Raw genomic sequence first — 17887 nt, forward strand, 5'->3', positions numbered from 1 at the left:
GCTCTACTCTCCCGCTCTGTTCGCCACTGCTCCGTCGCGGACGGTGATTCGCCCGCGCAGCACCGTCGTGGTCACCTTCGAGGAGAAGCTCATGTCCTCGAACGGCGTGTTGTGTGCGACGCTGGCCAGCTTCTTGCCGGAGACCGTCCAGCTCGCTTTCGGGTCGACCAGCGTGAGGTTGGCGATCTCGCCGACCTCGATGGGTCGTCCCTGATCGGCCAATCCGACGATCTGGGCGGGACGCTCGCTCATCACCCGCGCCACGCCGCGCCAATCGAGCAGTCCCGGGGTCACCATCGTGTCGACGACGATGGACAGTGCGGTTTCGAGCCCGAGCATTCCGGGACGAGCGATCGAGAACTCGCAGCACTTGTCCTGCTCGGCATGCGGAGCGTGATCGGTTGCCACACAATCGATCACGCCGTCCGCCAAGCCCTTACGCAGGGCGTCGACGTCGGACTTCTCACGTAGTGGCGGGTTCACCTTGTTGATCGCGTCGTACGTCTCGAGCCGCGAATCGTCGAGCAGCAGGTGATGCGGGGTTACCTCGGCGGTGATCGAAATACCCTGTCCGCGTGCCCATTTCATCAAATCGACGGTGCCTGCAGTGGATGCGTGACAGATGTGCACCCGCGCACCTGCGTCACGAGCCAGCAGGGCGTCGCGAGCGACGATCGATTCCTCGGCCGCACGCGGCCAACCGGCCAGTCCGAGGCGCGCCGCCGTCGGGCCCTCGTGTGCGACGGCACCGACGGTGAGCCGGGGTTCCTCGGCGTGCTGAGCGATGAGCACACCGAGGGAACTCGAGTACTCCAGCGCCCGACGCATGATCAGTGGATCGTCGACGCAGTGGCCGTCGTCGGAGAACATCTTCACCCGGCCGATTCCCGCGGCCATCGTGGCCATCTCGGCGAGCTGCTTGCCCTTCAATCCGACGGTGATCGCTCCGACGGGGTGGACGTCGACGAGACCGACTTCCTGTCCCCGACGCCATACGTGGTCGGTCACCACCACCGAGTCGGCGACCGGGTCGGTGTTCGCCATCGCGAACACCGCGGTGTAGCCGCCCAGAGCTGCTGCGGCCGAGCCGGATTCGATCGTTTCGGTGTCCTCGCGGCCGGGCTCGCGCAGGTGCGTGTGCATGTCGACGAATCCCGGCAGCAGTATCTGGCCGCGGGCGTCGACGACCTCGGCTCCGTCGGCGTCGAGGTCCGAGCCGATCCCCGCGATCTCCTCACCGGCGATCAGGACGTCGGTCTCGGGGCCCTCGCCGTACAGCAGCACGCCGCGGAGCAGAACGGAGGTCGCGGGTGCGGTCACGACGCACCCCCGTCCGAACCGACCAGCAATCGGAACAGCACCGCCATCCGCACGTGAACTCCATTCGTAACCTGTTGCAGGACTGCAGTTTTCGGAGAGTCGGCCACCGAGGACGCGATCTCCATACCGCGCAGCATCGGACCGGGGTGCAGTACGACGGCATGCTCGGGCAGCAGGTCGAGCCTGCGCTGCGAGAGCCCGTACGTGATCGAGTACTCACGAGCGGAGGGGAAGAATCCGCCGTTCATTCGCTCGGCCTGCACTCTGAGCATCAGCACCGCATCCAGTCCGGGCAGTTCGGCGTCGATGTCGTGCGAGACCCGCACCGGCCAGCCGGTCACTCCGACGGGCAGCAGGGTCGGTGGTGCGATCAGCACCACCTCGGCACCGAGCGTGGCCAGCAGGATCGCATTCGAGCGCGCCACCCGGCTGTGCAGGATGTCGCCGACGATCGCGATCCGACGGCCGGCGATGTCGCCGAGTCGTTGGCGCACCGTCAAGGCGTCGAGCAGAGCCTGGGTGGGGTGTTCGTGCGTGCCGTCGCCTGCATTGATCACCGCGGGGCCCCGTCCAGGAGTGGAGCCTGCGGAACGACCATCGGTGGTGCTGCCGGTGCCCTGATCGGCGGTCCATTGGGCGATCTGATGTGCGGCTCCGGATGCCGGGTGCCTGACGATCAGTGCATCGGCTCCGGCGGCGCGCAGCGTCATCGCGGTGTCGCGGAGCGACTCTCCCTTCGACACCGACGAGCTGCTGGCGCTGACGTTGATGACGTCGGCGCTCATCCACTTGCCTGCGACCTCGAACGAGACGCGGGTACGTGTCGAGTTCTCGAAGAACACCGTCATGATGGTGCGTCCGCGCAATGTCGGGAGCTTCTTGACTTCGCGGCCGAGAAGCGCCTGCTCGAATCGTTCGGCTTCGTCGAGGAGTTCGGTGGCCGATTCGGCCGTCAGGTCGGCGACCGAGAGCAGATGCTTCATCGAGCGGATCCTCCCTCGGACAGGCTGACCCCGTCGCGGCCGTCGTGTTCGGAGAGCAACACCGACACGTCCTCGGTGCGCGCTGTGGGGACGTTCTTGCCGACGTAGTCCGCCCGAAGCGGAAGCTCGCGGTGGCCGCGGTCGATCAGGACTGCGAGCTGCACGGCGCGGGGGCGACCGAGGTCACGGAGGGCGTCGAGCGCAGATCGCACGGTTCGGCCGGAGAACAGCACGTCGTCGACAAGCACCACCAGTGCGTCGTCGACACCGCCTGCGGGCACCGACGTACGCTCGAGCGGACGGTGCGGCTTGTTTCGCAGATCGTCGCGGTAGAGGGTGATGTCGAGAGAACCCAGCGGGGGGCGTACTCCGGAGAATGCCTCGATACGTTCGGCGAGACGTTCCGCCAACGTGGTCCCGCGGGTGGGAATGCCGAGGAGCACCACGCGCGGCGAGTCAGCGGCGTCGAGGGCCGTCTTCTCGATTATCTGGTGGGCCATGCGGGAGATGGTGCGCCCCACATCGGCCGAGGACAGCAATTCGCGAACGGCGGGGTTCGCGGACGAGCTTTCGGGCGCAGGCAAACTACGACCTCCTTCTCCGCCTCTCTGGACGGATCGTTAAAGGATGTCTGACAACAACTGCGTAGAGCCTAGCAACGCTCTGCGAACCACGACCAGCAGGCTCGCAGAGCGTTCGGTCACACGGGCGTCGACCGGTCGATCACTGCTCGGCGTCGACCGATGCCTCACCGGACGCGTCGGTTTGCGTACGGCTCGAGACCGCCGCGGCCGCGGCGCGTACCTGCGGCGCGACGAGGACGATCTGACCCAGTACGCCGTTGACGAAGCCGGGCGAATCGTCAGTGGACAACTGCTTGGCCAGCTCGACGGCTTCGTCGACGGCCACGACCGGTGGAACATCGGTGGCGTGGAACAACTCCCACACCGCGACGCGCAGGATGGCCCTGTCCACTGCGGGCAGACGGGTGAGCGTCCAGTCCTTGAGGTGATCGGCGATCACGCCGTCGAGGCGATCGAGATTCTCGGCGACGCCCTCGACCAGGGTCGAGGTGTAGTCGCTGACGGGAGCGATGGTGTCGTCGCCGCGTGCGAGTTCGATTCGCTCGGTGGTGAGGTTCACCGGATCGACGTTGCGCGCCTCCGCCTCGAACAGAAAGTCCACCGCGCGCTTGCGGGCCTTGTGGCGCGCACCCAGCTTCTTCGCACCGGGGGCACCGTTCTGCGAGGCGGAGGAGGTCGACTTCTTCGATGACACGTTAGGAGTTCACACGCCCGAGGTAGTTTCCGTCACGCGAGTCGACCTTGAGCTTGTCGCCGGTGTTGATGAACAGCGGCACCGAGATCTCGGCTCCGGTCTCGAGGGTTGCCGGCTTGGTGCCACCGGTGGAGCGATCACCCTGCAGGCCGGGGTCGGTGTGCTTGACCTCGAGCTCGACGGTGACGGGAAGCTCGACGTACAGCGGAACGCCCTCGTGCATGGCGACCTGCACGCGCAGGTTCTCGAGCAGGAAGCGTGCGCCGTCACCGACGGTTGCCTCACCGATCGAGAGCTGGTCGTAGGTGTCGGCGTCCATGAACACGTAGTCGCTACCGTCGTGGTAGAGGTACGTCATGTCGCGACGGTCGACCGTTGCGGTCTCGACCTTCACACCGGCGTTGAACGTCTTGTCGACGACCTTGCCCGAGAGCACGTTCTTGAGCTTGGTCCGCACGAATGCGGGCCCCTTACCCGGCTTGACGTGCTGGAATTCGATGATCGACCACAGCTGGTTCTCCAAGTTGAGAACCAGTCCGTTCTTGAAATCGCTGGTGGAAGCCACTTGCTTCGCGTCTCCTCAATCGTTTGTGCGCGTGACGCGCCGTCGGTCACGTGCTTGGATTCGCTCCAGCCCGCGCGCTAGACGGACGTGAGTTCCTTGCTTGTCAGGGTGAGCAGTTCCGGACCCCCGTCGCGAACGACGAGTGTGTCCTCGATCCGAACGCCGCCGCGACCGGAGAAGTAGACACCCGGCTCGACGGTGACCGCTGCACCGCCCAGCAGTGTACCGGTGCTCGTCTTCGCGATTCCCGGCGCTTCGTGGATTTCCAGGCCGACGCCATGGCCGAGCCCGTGCAGGAAGTACTCCCCGTACCCCGCATCCTCGATCACCGAGCGCGACGCAGCGTCGACCGAGGCGGTGGTCACCCCTGGAGCCAGAGCGTCGCGACCGGCTGTCTGCGACCGCTGCACCAGCTCGTACAGATCGCGCTGCCACTGCGCGGGAGTCCCGATGACGAAGGTGCGAGTCATGTCCGAGTGGTAGCCGCCGACGAGTGCACCGAAGTCGAGCTTGACGAAGTCTCCGTCGGCCAGCACCGCATCGGTCGGCCGGTGATGCGGGACCGCCGAATTGGCTCCGGCAGCGACGATGGTCTCGAACGACACAGCATCGGCACCGTGATCGAGCATCGACGACTCCAGCTCGCGGGCGACCTCACGCTCGGTCCGGCCTGCACGGATCCCGCCCCCACCGATCAGGTCGGCCAGCGCGTCGTCGGCGGCGCGGCAGGCGTCCCTGAGCAATCCCACCTCGAACTCGTCCTTGACCATGCGCAACGACTCCACGACACCCGGTGCGCGCACCAACTCCACGGCACCGTCGAGCTCCGACCACGCTCGGTGTGCATCCACTGTCACCACGTGGCTCTCGAAGCCCACGCGACCGGTGTTGCCCGCGACCGACGATCGAAGCAGATGCACCGCCGACGCCCGGTCGATCTCGGCGCGCAGATCCGGGACCTGTTCGGCCACCTGAGTGACGTACCGACCGTCGGTGCAGATCACCGTCCGATCCTCGTCGCCGGCCGAATCGGCCGCCGAGACCAGCAACGCGGCATTCGAGCCGGTGAATCCGGTCAGGTATCGGACGTTGAGGAGATCGGTGATCAACATCGAATCGAGTCCGTCGGCGGCCAACAGTTCTCGTAGGGCACCACGACGGGCACCGAAATCGGCAGGCATGGTTTCGACATTACCGGGCGTGGCACACGCTCCGTTCGACTCGACCGGGTCATCGAACTTGTGGGCCCCGACACACAAAGTTCGACGTGCGGATATGCTGTGCCGCATGACTGGGTGGGCAGTGCGTGGCATAAGTATGGGATTGGTCAACGTCGTCGTTCGACTGCTGCTGGGGGCGGCAGTGTCGATGTGGCCGCTGAGCGGATCGGCACTGCGCTGGGTGGCCTACGCCCTCGTGCTGCTCGTCATCATCGTGTGGGCCGGCATCGACGGAATCCGCGACCGACGCAGGCACCCCGACCCCGACGACGGCGAGGACCTGACCATGGTCTGGATCAAAGCCGCAGTGGTCGGCGGGCTCCTCGGAGGTCTCCTGAGCTGGATAGTCGACTTCTTCGTCGACTTCAGCCTGGGGCAGAACGGTCTGGTCTTCGAGTTGACGTCCGGAGCCGCGTTCACCATTCTCACCATCTTCATCGCCGCGAGCATCGCGGTGTTCGCGGGAAGGCAGATCGTCAACCGCGAGGCCAAGAAGAAACTGGCCACGTCGGACGCCGAACGCGCGCACGACCGCCAGCTGGTCAACGCCGGTCAGGAGAATCGGTCGAGACAGGGCGAGGCAACGCAGTCCGAACCTCAGCGGTCCGAAACTCAGCGGTCCGAAACTCAGTGGGCCTCCGAGCACGGCGAAGCCGACACCGAGGTGTTCTCGGCGGTGGACTCAGACGGCAAGCCGCGTCTGGACAAGCGTGGACGTCACGGCAGCGCCGACGGTTCCTGACTCCCCCACATCGACCGACGGGCGGTGATCGACGCTTTCGCGTCGATCACCGCCCGTTCTTCGTCCGTACCCGAGTCGCCTCTCACGAGGTCACAACAGAATGGCCGACCCACCTGCGGCCGGGGCCTCACGACCGACCGCGGAGAATGCGGCGACGAGCAGTGCCGGGTCCGGCCCCTCGAGCCGTCCGGGCTTGGCGAGACCGTCCAGAACCACGAACCGCAACAGCCCGGCCCGGTTCTTCTTGTCCGTCTGCATGCCCTTGAGCAGATCCGAGAACGCGTGCTCGTCGTAGGTGACCGGCAAGCCGACCGATTCGAGAATCGAACGGTGGCGGTCGGCGGTCGCGTCGTCCAGGCGTCCGGCCAGGCGTCCGAGCTCGGCCGCGAACACCAGACCGACCGACACGGCGGCACCGTGACGCCAGCGGTACTGCTCCCGCCGCTCGATCGCGTGCGCGAGCGTGTGCCCGTAGTTAAGAATCTCGCGCAGGTTCGACTCGCGCAGATCCGCCGCCACGACCTTCGCCTTGACCTCGACGGAGCGCCTGATCAGCTCCGGCAGCACGTCGCCGGTCGGATCCAGCGCTGCGGCAGGATCCGCCTCGATGATGTCCAGGATCTTCGGGTCCGCGATGAACCCGGTCTTGATCACCTCGGCCAGGCCGGAGACGATCTCGTTCTTGGGGACGGTCTCGAGCGTCGCCAGATCGATCAACACGGCGGCCGGTTCGTGGAACGAGCCGACGAGGTTCTTGCCCGCATCGGTATTGATGCCGGTCTTGCCGCCCACGGCCGCGTCGACCATGGCCAGCAGCGTGGTCGGGACGTGGACGATACGAACTCCGCGCATCCAGGTCGCTGCAACGAAGCCGGCCAGGTCCGTTGCCGCGCCGCCGCCCAGACTGACGATGGCGTCGCTGCGGGTGAGACCGATTCGACCGAGAACCTCCCAGCAGAACCCCGCCACTGCCAGATCCTTGCCGTCCTCGGCATCCGGGATCTCGATGCGGTGAGCGTCGATTCCCTTGTCCGCCAACGCAGCTCGCACAGCCTCCGCGGTCTCGGCCAGCGGAGGTTGGTGGAAGATCGCCACGGTGGCCGTTCCGGCGAGCTCGTCGACGAGGTCCGTCAACAGACCTCGGCCGATGATCACCGGGTACGGGTTGGCTGTCTCGACCTGGACGCGCACGGGCTCTGTCATCGAATCACCTTCATCTACTGGGGGTTTCTCTCGTTCGCATCGCGCCCGGGAACAGGGGCGATCGCCGTCAGCTTCGCCACCAACTGGCCCACGACCCGAGCGGGGCTGCGACTGTCGGTGCGCACTCGCACCGTGGCCACCGAGCGATAGAGAGGTCGCCGATGACGCATCAGTTGCTGGTACTTCGCACGCGGGTCGGGGCCCGCGAGCAGCGGCCGAACCGTGTTCGCACCGGTTCGCCGAAGCCCCTCGGCCACACTGATCTCCAGGTACACCACGGTGTGCCCGGACAGTAGGGCGCGGGTCGCGGGCGAGAGCACGGCACCACCGCCGAGGGAGACGATCCCGTCGTGCGAGGCCAGAGCACCGGCGACTATCCGCTCCTCGATCTGCCGAAACGCCGGTTCGCCGTCGTGCGAGAAGATGTCGGCGATCGTGCGACCGGTGTCTCGCTCGATGGCCACGTCGGTGTCGAACAGGTCCAGGTCCAGCGCCTGTGCCAGCCGTCGACCGATCGTTGACTTCCCTGCTCCCGGCGGTCCGACGAGGACCGCGTACGGGGTCATCGTGGAGGTCGGGCGGCGGTGCCCTTCACGTAGTGGTCGACGTTGCTCGTCGTCTCCGCCAGCGAGTCCCCACCGAACTTCTCCAACGCTGCCTGCGCGACCACCAGGGCGACCATGGTCTCCGCGACGACGCCTGCAGCCGGAACAGCGCAGACGTCCGAGCGCTGATGAATGGCCACTGCCTCGTCACCGGTCGTCATGTCGACCGTTGCCAGCGCACGCGGAACCGTCGAGATGGGCTTCATCGCCGCCCGCACTCGCAGTGCCTCACCGTTGGTCATACCGCCCTCGATGCCGCCTGCGCGGTTGGTCGAGCGCAAGACACCGTCGGGCCCGGGCTTGATTTCGTCGTGGGCGACGCTTCCGCGTCGACGTGCGGTCTCGAAGCCGTCCCCGATCTCGACCCCCTTGATGGCCTGGATGCCCATCAGTGCTGCGGCCAGTCGGGCGTCGAGTTTGCGTTCTCCGGAGACGAACGATCCGAGGCCGACGGGTAGGCCGTGCACGACGACCTCGACGACGCCGCCGAGGGTGTCGCCGTCCTTCTTCGCGGCTTCGATCTCGGCGATCATCGACTCCTCGGCGGCCTTGTCGAAGGCGCGAACCGGGGAGGCGTCGATCGCGTCGAGGTCGGCACCTGCGGGCGGCGGTCCGACATAGGGGTCGGACGCACCGATTGAGATCACATGGGACACGACGTCGACGCCGAACGCCTGCTTCAGGAACAGACGGGCGACAGTGCCGATGGCGACCCGGGCGGCGGTCTCACGAGCGCTGGCGCGTTCGAGCACAGGACGAGCGTCGTCGAATCCGTACTTGAGCATTCCGGAGAAGTCGGCATGGCCGGGCCGCGGCCGGGTCAACGGAGAGTTGCGCGCAAGATCCGCGAGCACTGCGTCGTCGACGGGGTCGGCCGACATCACCTGCTCCCATTTGGGCCACTCGGTGTTGCCGACCTCGATCGCAACCGGCCCGCCCATGGTGCGTCCGTGTCGGACACCGCCGGTGAGGGTCACTTTGTCGGCCTCGAACTTCATGCGGGCACCGCGGCCGTAGCCGAGGCGACGGCGCGCGAGTTGAGACGCAATGTCGTCCGAGGTCACCTCTACTCCCGCGACCATTCCTTCGAGGATGGCGACGAGAGCGGGTCCGTGGGATTCTCCGGCAGTTATCCAGCGCAGCACTCGAACATCTTTTCACGCCAGGGACGCCGCGGATGCCAGCAGGGTGGCCGCGCACATGGACGGGCCGTGCGCGATGCGCGCGCGCCCGTGCCCGAACGCCGCGACGACCGACCCCACCACGGCAGTTACCACCGGTGCCGCCACTGCGGCGATCGCCCATCCTTCTCCGCCGCCCACGCCTGCGATCGAGCCGACCGACCAGGCGAGTTTGACGTCCCCCGCGCCGAACGCGGCGGGCGCGAGAAGGTGAACGACCAGATAGATCGCGAACAGCAGAGCGCCGCCGAGCACTGCGCTCGCCGAGCCGGTGACGACGAGCGCGATCGTCACCACGATCGCTCCGGGGACGGTCAGGATGTTCGGCAACCGGCGCTGCTGCAGGTCGACGGCGCTGAGGGCGGCGAACCACCACATCGTTATGCACAACGAGAACGCGTACTCGGAGCCGCCGAACCGCCACCAGACCCATCCGGTCCCGATCGCAGACAGCAGCGGCAGGAGCCGAGGATTCCATCGGACCAGGCAGCGGCGCATCGTCATCCCCGCGGCGGCGCCGACCACGACCGCGACACACAGACCCGTCATGATCGAAGGGTTGCATCGCGGTGGCGGCCGGCTGTGACGAAAGCCCAGGTGACAGATTGCCCTGTGTACAACTCACGGCCTGTGGACAACTCGCGGCCCGTGGACTATCGGCGGACGAAGCTCACCGCACGGTGGCCAGCGCGTCCCGCATGATCGCTCGTGGTGCCGGCTTGCCGGTGAATTGCTCCACCTGCCCGTAGGCCTGATTGAGCAGCATCGACAATCCGCTGATGACGGTTCCACCGGCCGCCTCCACGGCAGCTGCCAGGGGCGTCGGCCACGGATCGTAGATGGCGTCGAGTACCAGCGGCGCATGGGCGAGATCCGACGCGATGTCGGCCGCTCCGGCCGCCGGAACGGTGCTCACCAGTACCGCCGAGGCCGCTGCGACAGTGGCGAGACGAGGGTCTGTCATGTTCACGAACTCCGCGCGCATTCCCGCGGCGACGGCGCAGTCCAGTGTGTCCCGGGCGCGCTCGGCCGACCGCGCGACCACGGTGACCGCAGCCGCTCCGAGCCCGGCCAGCGCCACGATCGCCGGCCTCGACGTTCCCCCGGCACCGACCACCGTCACGGTGCCACCGGACAGGTCCTCGACTCCGGCGTCGCGCAGTGCACCCACGATTCCGTCGACGTCCGTGCAGTCGGCGCGCCAGCCCGACGCGGTCCGCACCAGGGTGTTCGCCGAGCCGGCCAGAACTGCCCGCGCGGTGCGTTCGGTCGCGTACTCCAGAGCAGCAACCTTGCCCGGCATGGTGACCGACACGCCGACCCATTCGGGGCCGAAACCGTCGAGCAGGCCGGGCAACTGCTCACCGGTGCAGTCGATGCGCTCGTAGGTCCAGTCGGTGAGGCCGAGCGCGCGGTACGCAGCGCAGTGCAGCACGGGCGACTTCGAGTGTTCGACGGGGCTTCCCAGCACCGCGGCGCGCACGTCAGCGGCCGCTGTCGAGGAATCCACCCTCGACCTTGGTGATGTTGGCCAGGTGTTCCTCGTAGCTGCGGGTGAACAGGGTTTCGCCCGCCTGGTTGATGGTCACGAAGTACAACCAGTCACCGTCGGCGGGCATCTCGACCGCCTGCACCGCACCGATACTCGGCGAGGAGATCGGGGTTGCCGGTAGCCCTTCGCTGGCATAGGTGTTCCACGGGGTGACTCGGGCGCGGTCGGCGTCGGTGGTGGCCACCTCGGTCGTGTCGAGCGAGTAGTTGACCGTCGAGTCGAACTCGAGCTTCTGCGGTACGGCGAGGCGATTGAGAATCACCCGGGCCACTTTGCTGAAGTCCTGGGGCAGGGACTCACGTTCGACGAGCGACGCAGCGACGAGGGTGTCGTACGGAGTCAGCCCGGAGTTGGCGCCCGCGGTGAGAATTCCGGTGTCCTCGTAGCGGGTGGCACTCTCGGACACCAACTGCTCGAGGATGTCGGTCGGAGCCGCGCTGGGATCGAAGTCCCAGGTACCCGCGGCGATCAGGCCCTCGAGCTGCCGATCGCGGTCCGGGACTCCTTCGACGCGATCGGTGGCCCAGTCGGGCACGCCCAGGGCAGCCGGGTCGTCCACAGCTCCGGCTGCGTTGAGGTCGTCGTAGCTCACGCAGGTCGGGGTTCCACTGCCGGTTCGGTCCACGCAGCTGGCCTCGGAGATCAGGGTGTAGATGCCCTTCTTGACCGCACCGGTGTTCACGTCGCGGGCGTCGTGCAACTGGCGGCCCTCGGAGATCACCATGTTGCCCACTCGGGACGCGGGGTCGACCAGTTCGGAGACGGCCTGCGAGGCAGGCACGTTGCTGGCGAGCAGATAGAAGCCGGGTTGAACCGAGGTGATGGCGTTGTTCGACAGCGCTGCTTCGAGGAACGCCCCCGAGCTGGCCACGACACCTTTGTCCGCTGCCTGGGTACCGATCTGTTGCGCGGTGTCGTTCGGATGAACCTGAATCACCACGCCGTCCCCCGGTGAGCCTGCGGCGAAGTCCGCGTTCGGTGTCGTGCGATTGCCGAACTTGTTCACCGCGAAATATCCTCCGCCTGCCACTGCCACGATCAACACGAGCCCGAGCACCGCAGCCACCATGCGGCCGCGACGCTTGCGGCTGGACGCGGCTCGGTCCTTGCGGCTCGCAGCACGGCTGCGTCCGACCTCCTGGGGCACCGCTGGGCGCTCGGCCTCGCGATCGGGCTCGCGATCGCCGTGACGAGAGGCCCGTGGGTGCGGCTCCTGCCGCTGCGGATGGCCGTGCAGGCTGCGGTGGAACTCGCTGCCCTCGTCCACCGAATAGCCGATCGGGTCGGTGTGCGCCTCGTCCGCGCGCGGGTCTCGGCGGTCCCGATCGGGCCCTTGGTAGTTCACTCGTCGACCTCCGTCGATCCTGAATTCGTCGCTGCACGATCCGATACGGCGCGGCGCTCGTCGAGCCACCCCTGCAGTATCGCCACCGCCGCAGCCTGATCGATCACCGATCGTTGGTTCTTGGCTCGCACTCCACTGTCCCGTAACGCACGCGATGCGCTCACGGTAGTCAGTCGCTCGTCGGCCATCCGAATCGGAACATCACCCAACCGCCGGTACAGGGAACGGCCGAATCTCTCGGCTGCCTCGACGGCGCTGCCGCGTTCTCCGCGCAGCGTCCGCGGAAGCCCGATCACGATCTCGACTGCCTCGTACTCGGCGACGATCTCCGCCACTCGCACCACATCCGGCGCGTCGGGACCCTTGATCTTCGAGCGCGGCACGGTCTCGACCGGCGTGGCCAGCACACCGTCCGGATCGCTCGCGGCGATGCCGATGCGGACGCTGCCGACGTCGATGCCGATACGACGGCCACGTCCGGGATCGTCGGCACCGGGCCGATCGGGGCCATGCCCCTGAGTCACCACGATCGTCAGTGGGTCGTGAGTTCGGTCAGTCGAGCCCGAGCGGCGTCGATACCGGCGTCGATTCCGGCGACGTCCGATCCCGATCCCTGGGCCAACTCGGGCTTGCCGCCGCCTCGGCCACCGATGCTCGGACCGAAGGCCGCCACCAGATCGCCTGCCGCGACGCCTGCATCCTGAGCTGCCTTGTTGGCCGAGACCACGAACGGGACCTTGCCGCTGACGGTGCCGAACAGCACCACCACGGCCGGATCGGTGCCCAGCCGTCCTCGGATGTCGGTCACCAGGGTGCGCAGATCGTTACCGCCGACACCCTCCGGTGCTCGGGCAACCACCGCTCGCACGTCACCGAATCGCTCGGCCTTGCCGACGAACTCACCTGCCGAGGCCAGCACAGCGGCGGCCTTGACGGCGTCGAGTTCCTTCTCCGCCACCCGCAGTCGCTCGACCAAGGTCTCGATGCGCGCCGGGACCTCCTCGGACGGAACCTTCAGCGAGGAGGCGATGCCGGCCAGCAGCGCGCGTTCCTTGGCGAGGTAGCGGTAGGAGTCGAGGCCGACGAATGCTTCGACTCGGCGCACTCCGGAGCCGACGGACGATTCACCGAGAATGGTGACCGGTCCGATCTGCGACGAGTGCTGCACGTGCGTACCACCGCACAGTTCCATCGAGAACGGTCCACCGATCTCGACCACCCGCACTTCGTCGCCGTAGTTCTCGCCGAACAGGGCCATCGCGCCCATCTTCTTGGCGCTGTCGAGGTCGGTGACCAGGGTGTTGACCGCGAAGTCCGAGCCAACCGCGTCGTTGGCGACGTTCTCGATGTCGTCGCGCTGCGCCTCCGAGAGCGCGCCCTGCCACGAGAAATCGAATCGAAGGTAGCCGGGCTTGTTCAACGAACCCGCCTGCGTCGCGTTCGGACCGAGGACCTGTCGCAGGGCCGCGTGCACCATGTGGGTACCGGAGTGGCCCTGCGTCGCACCCTTGCGCCAGGCGTGATCGACGTCGACGTGGACGGTGTCGCCCTCGGTGATCTGCCCCGACTCGACCACGGACTTGTGAGTCCAGAGCTTCTTGGCGATCTTCTGCACGTCGTCGACCTTGACCGAGAGCCCGGGCGCGGTGATGGTGCCGATGTCGGCGATCTGGCCACCGGACTCGGCGTAGAGAGGGCTGCGGTCGAGAATGATCTCGATCCGCTCTCCCGCAACCGCGGTCGGAACCCGGACGCCGTTGGAGATCAGGGCCAACACCGTTGCGTCGGAACCGAGTTCGTCGAATCCGGTGAACTCGGTCGGCGAACCGTCGACGAAGTCCTTGTAGACCGTCAGGTCGGCGTGTGCGTGCTTACGGGCGCGAGCGTCGTCCTTGGCCCGGTTGCGCTGCTCGGACATCAGCGACCGGAATCCGTCCTCGTCGACGGACAACCCCGCCTCGGCGGCCATTTCGAGCGTCAGATCGATCGGGAACCCGTAGGTGTCGTGCAGTGCGAACGCTTCTGCGCCGCCGATCTTCTTCGCACCCGACGCCTTGACTGCCTCGGCGGCACCCTCGAACAGCCGTGAACCCGAGGTGAGGGTCTTGAGAAACGCGGTCTCCTCCCCCACAGCGACGGTGAGAATTCGATCGAAGTCGGTGACGAGGTTCGGGTAGGACTCGGCCATCGTGTCGCGCACGACGGTGATGAACTGCGCCATCGTCTCGTCGGGTGCTCCGAGCAGCCGTGCCGATCGCACGATGCGGCGCAGCAACCGGCGCAGCACGTAGCCGCGGCCGTCGTTGCCGGGGTTGACGCCGTCCGAGATGAGCAGCGCGGCGGTGCGCGCGTGATCGGCGATGACGCGGAAGCGGACGTCGTCCTCGTGATTCGCACCGTAGGCGCGTCCCGAGAGCTCCTCGGCCTTGGCGATGACCGGTCGGACGAGGTCGGTCTCGTAGACGTTGTCCACGCCCTGCAGTAGGAATGCGACGCGCTCGACGCCCATGCCGGTGTCGATGTTCTGCTTAGGCAGCGGACCGAGAATTTCGAAATCGTCCTTGCTGATCCCCTTGCCGCGTTCGTTCTGCATGAACACGAGGTTCCAGATCTCGATGTACCGGTCCTCGTCGGCCTCGGGACCACCCTCGGCACCGAACTCGGGTCCGCGGTCGTAGTAGATCTCCGAGCACGGGCCACAGGGCCCGGGAATGCCCATGGACCAGTAGTTGTCGGCCATTCCGCGACGTTGAATTCGTTCGTCGGGCAGGCCTGCGATCTCCTTCCAGAGCTCGATGGCCTCGTCGTCGTCGAGATACGCAGTGGCCCAGATCCGCTCGGGGTCGAACCCGTACCCGCCGTCCTCGACACTGTCGGTCAACAGCGACCAGGCATGCCGAATGGCGTCGCGCTTGAAGTAGTCGCCGAACGAGAAGTTGCCTGCCATCTGGAAGAACGTGTTGTGGCGGGTGGTGATACCGACGTTCTCGATGTCGAGGGTGCGCACGCACTTCTGAACGCTCGTCGCCGTCTTGTACGGCGGCGTCTGCTGACCGAGGAAGAACGGGACGAAGGGGACCATGCCCGCATTGACGAACAGCAGATTCGGGTCGTCGAGGATCAACGACGCACTGGGTACTTCGGTGTGTCCCGCCTTCACGAAATGGTCGAGGAAACGCCTGCGGATCTCATGGGTCTGCACTGATACAGGTTAGCGTCCGAGGCCGTGTACCGACTCGAGGGCCTATCGGCCTCGGATGATGCGTCGCAGTTTCCCCACTCTGGTCGCGATTTCTCGCTCGGCACCGTGTTCGGTGGGCTCGTAGTAGTTCACGCCCACCAGCTCGTCCGGTGGGTACTGCTGCCCCAGCACGCCGCCGGGACTGCTGTGCGGGTACCGGTATCCGACGGCGTTTCCCAATCCTTGCGCTCCCTTGTAGTGGCCGTCGCGTAGATGCGGCGGCACCGATCCCGACTTGCCCGCCGCCACGTCGGCCATCGCCGCACCGAGTGCGCCGATCACCGCCCCGGACTTGGGCGCGGTCGCCAGGTGGATCGTGGCCTGCGCCAGAGCCAACCGCGCCTCGGGCATCCCGATCATCTGCACCGCGCTGGCAGCGGCCGTCGCGGTCTGCAAGGCGGTGGGATCGGCCATCCCGATGTCCTCGCTTGCGTGCACCACCAGACGCCGCGCGATGAACCGCGCGTCCTCGCCTGCCGTGATCATCCGAGCCAGATAGTGCAGGGCGGCGTCGACGTCGGACCCTCTGATCGACTTGATGAACGCACTGATGACGTCGTAATGCTGGTCCCCGTCGCGGTCGTATCGCACGGCGGCCTTGTCGACACTGGCTTCGACCGTCGCGAGGTCCAGCGTTCCGTCGGTCGCGGCACCCGCTGCCGCCTCGAGAGCCGTCAGCGCTCGGCGGGCGTCGCCGGCCGCGAGACGCACCAGGTGATCCATGGCGTCCTCGGCGATGGTCACCGCGCCGTCCAATCCGCGCGGATCGTTGGCGGCACGAGTGAGCAACAACTCGATGTCCTCGGATCCCAGCGGTTGCAACTGCAGCACCAACGACCTGGACAGCAGCGGAGACACCACCGAGAACGACGGGTTCTCGGTGGTCGCAGCCACCAACAGCACGATCCGATTCTCGACGGCGGCGAGCAGTGCATCCTGCTGCGTCTTGGAGAACCGGTGCACCTCGTCGATGAACAGCACGGTCTGCTCACCCGAGAGGAGTCGGCGTCGCGCCAATTCGATGACGTTACGCACTTCCTTGACTCCGGCCGACAGGGCCGACAGCGCCTCGAACTTGCGTCCGGTCGCCCCAGAGATCAGCGACGCCAGCGTCGTCTTGCCGGTTCCCGGTGGACCGTAGAGCATCACCGAGGACGCACCGGAGCCCTCGACGAGCCGCCGCAGCGGTGCGCCGGGAGCCAACAGATGAGACTGCCCCACCACCTCGTCGAGGGTCGTCGGCCGCATTCGCACCGCCAGCGGGGCGTCGGGCCTGACATAGGCGGACGTCGGACGGGATTCGGCGATCGTCGCCTCCGGTGCCGCAGGACTGTCGAAGAGTCCGTCCTCGCCGAACTCGTCGCTCCCCGAGATGTCCCCGCCCGAGATGTCACTTCCGAAACCGCTGCTCACCGGTCGAACGCTACCGATCCGACCGCCGCGAGCGCGAACGACGTCTTTCTCAGCGCTCCCACTTCGTCCGCAGAGCGGTTCCGACCGACGTCGCGTACTCCGCGATGCCTGTTTCGCCGACGCGCGCCGCACTGTCCGCCAGCACCGCCCACCGCGAGATCAGTGCCTGCGACCGCGGAACCGACAGGTGGTGCGCCCGCGCGGCTGCGATGCGAGTGTGGTCGTCGGGCAGGAACCAGTAGGTGCTCAGCCACACCCAGATCAGACGCGCGTCGAGGATCTTGCTCGCCAGGGCGGTGTCGTCGGCCAACGCAGGCCAGATGCCCACCACTTCCGCGCGCCAGGCGTCGATCATCGCCTGCTCGCGATCGTGCGAGAGCTCGAAGCTGCACAGGCAACCGGGGAACGACGCCAACGCGTAGGTGATGTCGAGGGTGGCGTCACGGAATCCGCCCCACTCGTAATCGAGGAATCGCACGCCTTCGTCGTTGACGATGATGTTGTCGGGGCACAGGTCGGACGGGCTGAAGGCACGGAAGGCTCCGTGCGCGAACAGCCGTCCGCTGCGAGAGACGCGATCGAGAATCGCATCGGGGGTGGCTCCGACGCCCAGGAGATCGGTCAGCATCCCTGGAACGTCGGCGAGCGCGCCCGGTATCTGGGCGGAGATCCCGTCGGTGGAATCCGGTTGCCCCACCCGACGCAACAGAGCGGCGAAGTCGTCCTCGCGGCCGACGGTGGCGGCATGCATGCGGCCGAGGGCCTGGGCCATGGCCATCAGAGAATTGGTCACCGCGGCTTCGTCGGAATTACGCAGCAGAGTGGTGATGGGACTGGCGTCGCCGAGATCGCTGAGCACCAGCAGCCGCGCATCGAGATCGTAGGCGTGCAGCTCGGGTCCTGGCCTGCTGTCCGTGGCCAGGGCGTTGGCGAACTGGTACGAGGCCGCCTCGCGCAGGAACGCACTCGAGCTGGAGATGTCGGCGAGCTCGGCGGGCTGTCCGGATTCGGCGGGCAGGTCGCGGACCTGCTTGATCACCAGGGTGCGGGGAAGTTGAAACGGGTTCTCGGAGACTCGGACTCGCAACACGATCGCTTGGCCGCTACCCCCCAGGTTCACCGGGTCGATCAACGTCACCGGAGCTCCGGTGCGTTTGGTGAGGAGTCGCTGAGCTGCTGCTACTACCTCTGATACAGGGTCTGCCAGTGTTGCGGTCATCGATGTCCAAGCTACCCGTT

Annotated in this window: 17 protein-coding genes; 1 reads left to right on the plus strand and 16 read right to left on the minus strand. The window is 66.9% G+C overall.

The features are described 5' to 3' along the window. Positions 1–3: 3 nt before the first annotated feature. From CH249_RS22305 to CH249_RS22330, 6 genes are all read right to left on the minus strand, one after another. Positions 4–1320, minus strand: a complete 1317-nt coding sequence (locus CH249_RS22305) for a dihydroorotase (protein ID WP_094647950.1) — start codon at positions 1318–1320, stop codon at positions 4–6. Continuing rightward, positions 1317–2303 (minus strand): aspartate carbamoyltransferase catalytic subunit, encoded by a 987-nt coding sequence (locus CH249_RS22310; RefSeq protein ID WP_094682803.1) that lies wholly within the window; start codon positions 2301–2303, stop codon positions 1317–1319. Before CH249_RS22310 ends, CH249_RS22305 begins: the two co-directional genes overlap by 4 nt. Beyond that, positions 2300–2887 carry a bifunctional pyr operon transcriptional regulator/uracil phosphoribosyltransferase PyrR gene (gene pyrR / locus CH249_RS22315; protein WP_032397985.1) on the minus strand — a complete coding sequence of 196 codons (588 nt, stop codon included), beginning with the start codon at positions 2885–2887 and terminating at the stop codon, positions 2300–2302. Before pyrR ends, CH249_RS22310 begins: the two co-directional genes overlap by 4 nt. A 139-nt stretch (positions 2888–3026) precedes the next feature. Then, positions 3027–3581 (minus strand): transcription antitermination factor NusB, encoded by a 555-nt coding sequence (gene nusB / locus CH249_RS22320; protein WP_045195309.1) that lies wholly within the window; start codon positions 3579–3581, stop codon positions 3027–3029. A gap of 1 nt (position 3582) precedes the next feature. Continuing rightward, positions 3583–4146 carry an elongation factor P gene (gene efp / locus CH249_RS22325; RefSeq protein WP_027496978.1) on the minus strand — a complete coding sequence of 188 codons (564 nt, stop codon included), beginning with the start codon at positions 4144–4146 and terminating at the stop codon, positions 3583–3585. A 77-nt stretch (positions 4147–4223) separates the two neighbouring features. Beyond that, positions 4224–5327 (minus strand): Xaa-Pro peptidase family protein, encoded by a 1104-nt coding sequence (locus CH249_RS22330; RefSeq protein WP_094648021.1) that lies wholly within the window; start codon positions 5325–5327, stop codon positions 4224–4226. Positions 5328–5433: 106 nt separating this feature from the next. On the opposite strand from CH249_RS22330, the gene CH249_RS22335 reads away from it, so the two are divergent. Further along, positions 5434–6108 (plus strand): B-4DMT family transporter, encoded by a 675-nt coding sequence (locus CH249_RS22335; protein ID WP_094647952.1) that lies wholly within the window; start codon positions 5434–5436, stop codon positions 6106–6108. A 90-nt stretch (positions 6109–6198) separates the two neighbouring features. Here CH249_RS22335 and aroB read toward each other — a convergent pair whose 3' ends face one another. The 10 genes from aroB to CH249_RS22385 all read right to left on the minus strand — a co-directional run bounded on the left by aroB (position 6199) and on the right by CH249_RS22385 (position 17867). Next, positions 6199–7311, minus strand: coding sequence for a 3-dehydroquinate synthase (aroB, locus tag CH249_RS22340; RefSeq protein ID WP_032397983.1), 1113 nt, complete (start codon positions 7309–7311; stop codon positions 6199–6201). Positions 7312–7325: 14 nt separating this feature from the next. After that, entirely contained in the window at positions 7326–7877 is a 552-nt protein-coding gene (locus CH249_RS22345; RefSeq protein WP_032397982.1) for a shikimate kinase, read from the minus strand. Next, complete coding sequence (gene aroC, locus CH249_RS22350) at positions 7874–9061, minus strand: chorismate synthase (RefSeq protein WP_032397981.1); 1188 nt, start codon at positions 9059–9061, stop codon at positions 7874–7876. The genes CH249_RS22345 and aroC overlap by 4 nt, the downstream gene beginning before the upstream one ends. Before the next feature lie 12 nt (positions 9062–9073). Next, positions 9074–9646, minus strand: coding sequence for an A24 family peptidase (locus CH249_RS22355; protein ID WP_045195316.1), 573 nt, complete (start codon positions 9644–9646; stop codon positions 9074–9076). A 121-nt stretch (positions 9647–9767) separates the two neighbouring features. Next, the gene (locus CH249_RS22360; RefSeq protein WP_373453522.1) at positions 9768–10607 is read right to left on the minus strand and encodes a shikimate dehydrogenase; all 840 of its coding nucleotides are present in this window, start codon (positions 10605–10607) and stop codon (positions 9768–9770) included. Further along, positions 10582–11994, minus strand: coding sequence for an endolytic transglycosylase MltG (mltG, locus tag CH249_RS22365; protein WP_094647954.1), 1413 nt, complete (start codon positions 11992–11994; stop codon positions 10582–10584). Before mltG ends, CH249_RS22360 begins: the two co-directional genes overlap by 26 nt. Further along, on the minus strand, positions 11991–12521 hold the full coding sequence (gene ruvX, locus CH249_RS22370; protein WP_373453523.1) for a Holliday junction resolvase RuvX: 531 nt from the start codon (positions 12519–12521) through the stop codon (positions 11991–11993). The genes mltG and ruvX overlap by 4 nt, the downstream gene beginning before the upstream one ends. A gap of 5 nt (positions 12522–12526) precedes the next feature. After that, positions 12527–15196 (minus strand): alanine--tRNA ligase, encoded by a 2670-nt coding sequence (gene alaS / locus CH249_RS22375; protein WP_094647956.1) that lies wholly within the window; start codon positions 15194–15196, stop codon positions 12527–12529. A gap of 42 nt (positions 15197–15238) precedes the next feature. After that, positions 15239–16648 carry a replication-associated recombination protein A gene (locus CH249_RS22380; protein WP_254924105.1) on the minus strand — a complete coding sequence of 470 codons (1410 nt, stop codon included), beginning with the start codon at positions 16646–16648 and terminating at the stop codon, positions 15239–15241. Between the two features lie 49 nt (positions 16649–16697). Further along, the gene (locus CH249_RS22385; RefSeq protein WP_094630038.1) at positions 16698–17867 is read right to left on the minus strand and encodes a kinase; all 1170 of its coding nucleotides are present in this window, start codon (positions 17865–17867) and stop codon (positions 16698–16700) included. Between the last annotated feature and the right edge of the window lie 20 nt (positions 17868–17887).

The sequence above is a fragment of the Rhodococcus sp. 05-2255-3B1 genome (assembly GCF_002258545.1).
GTDB lineage: Bacteria > Actinomycetota > Actinomycetes > Mycobacteriales > Mycobacteriaceae > Rhodococcoides.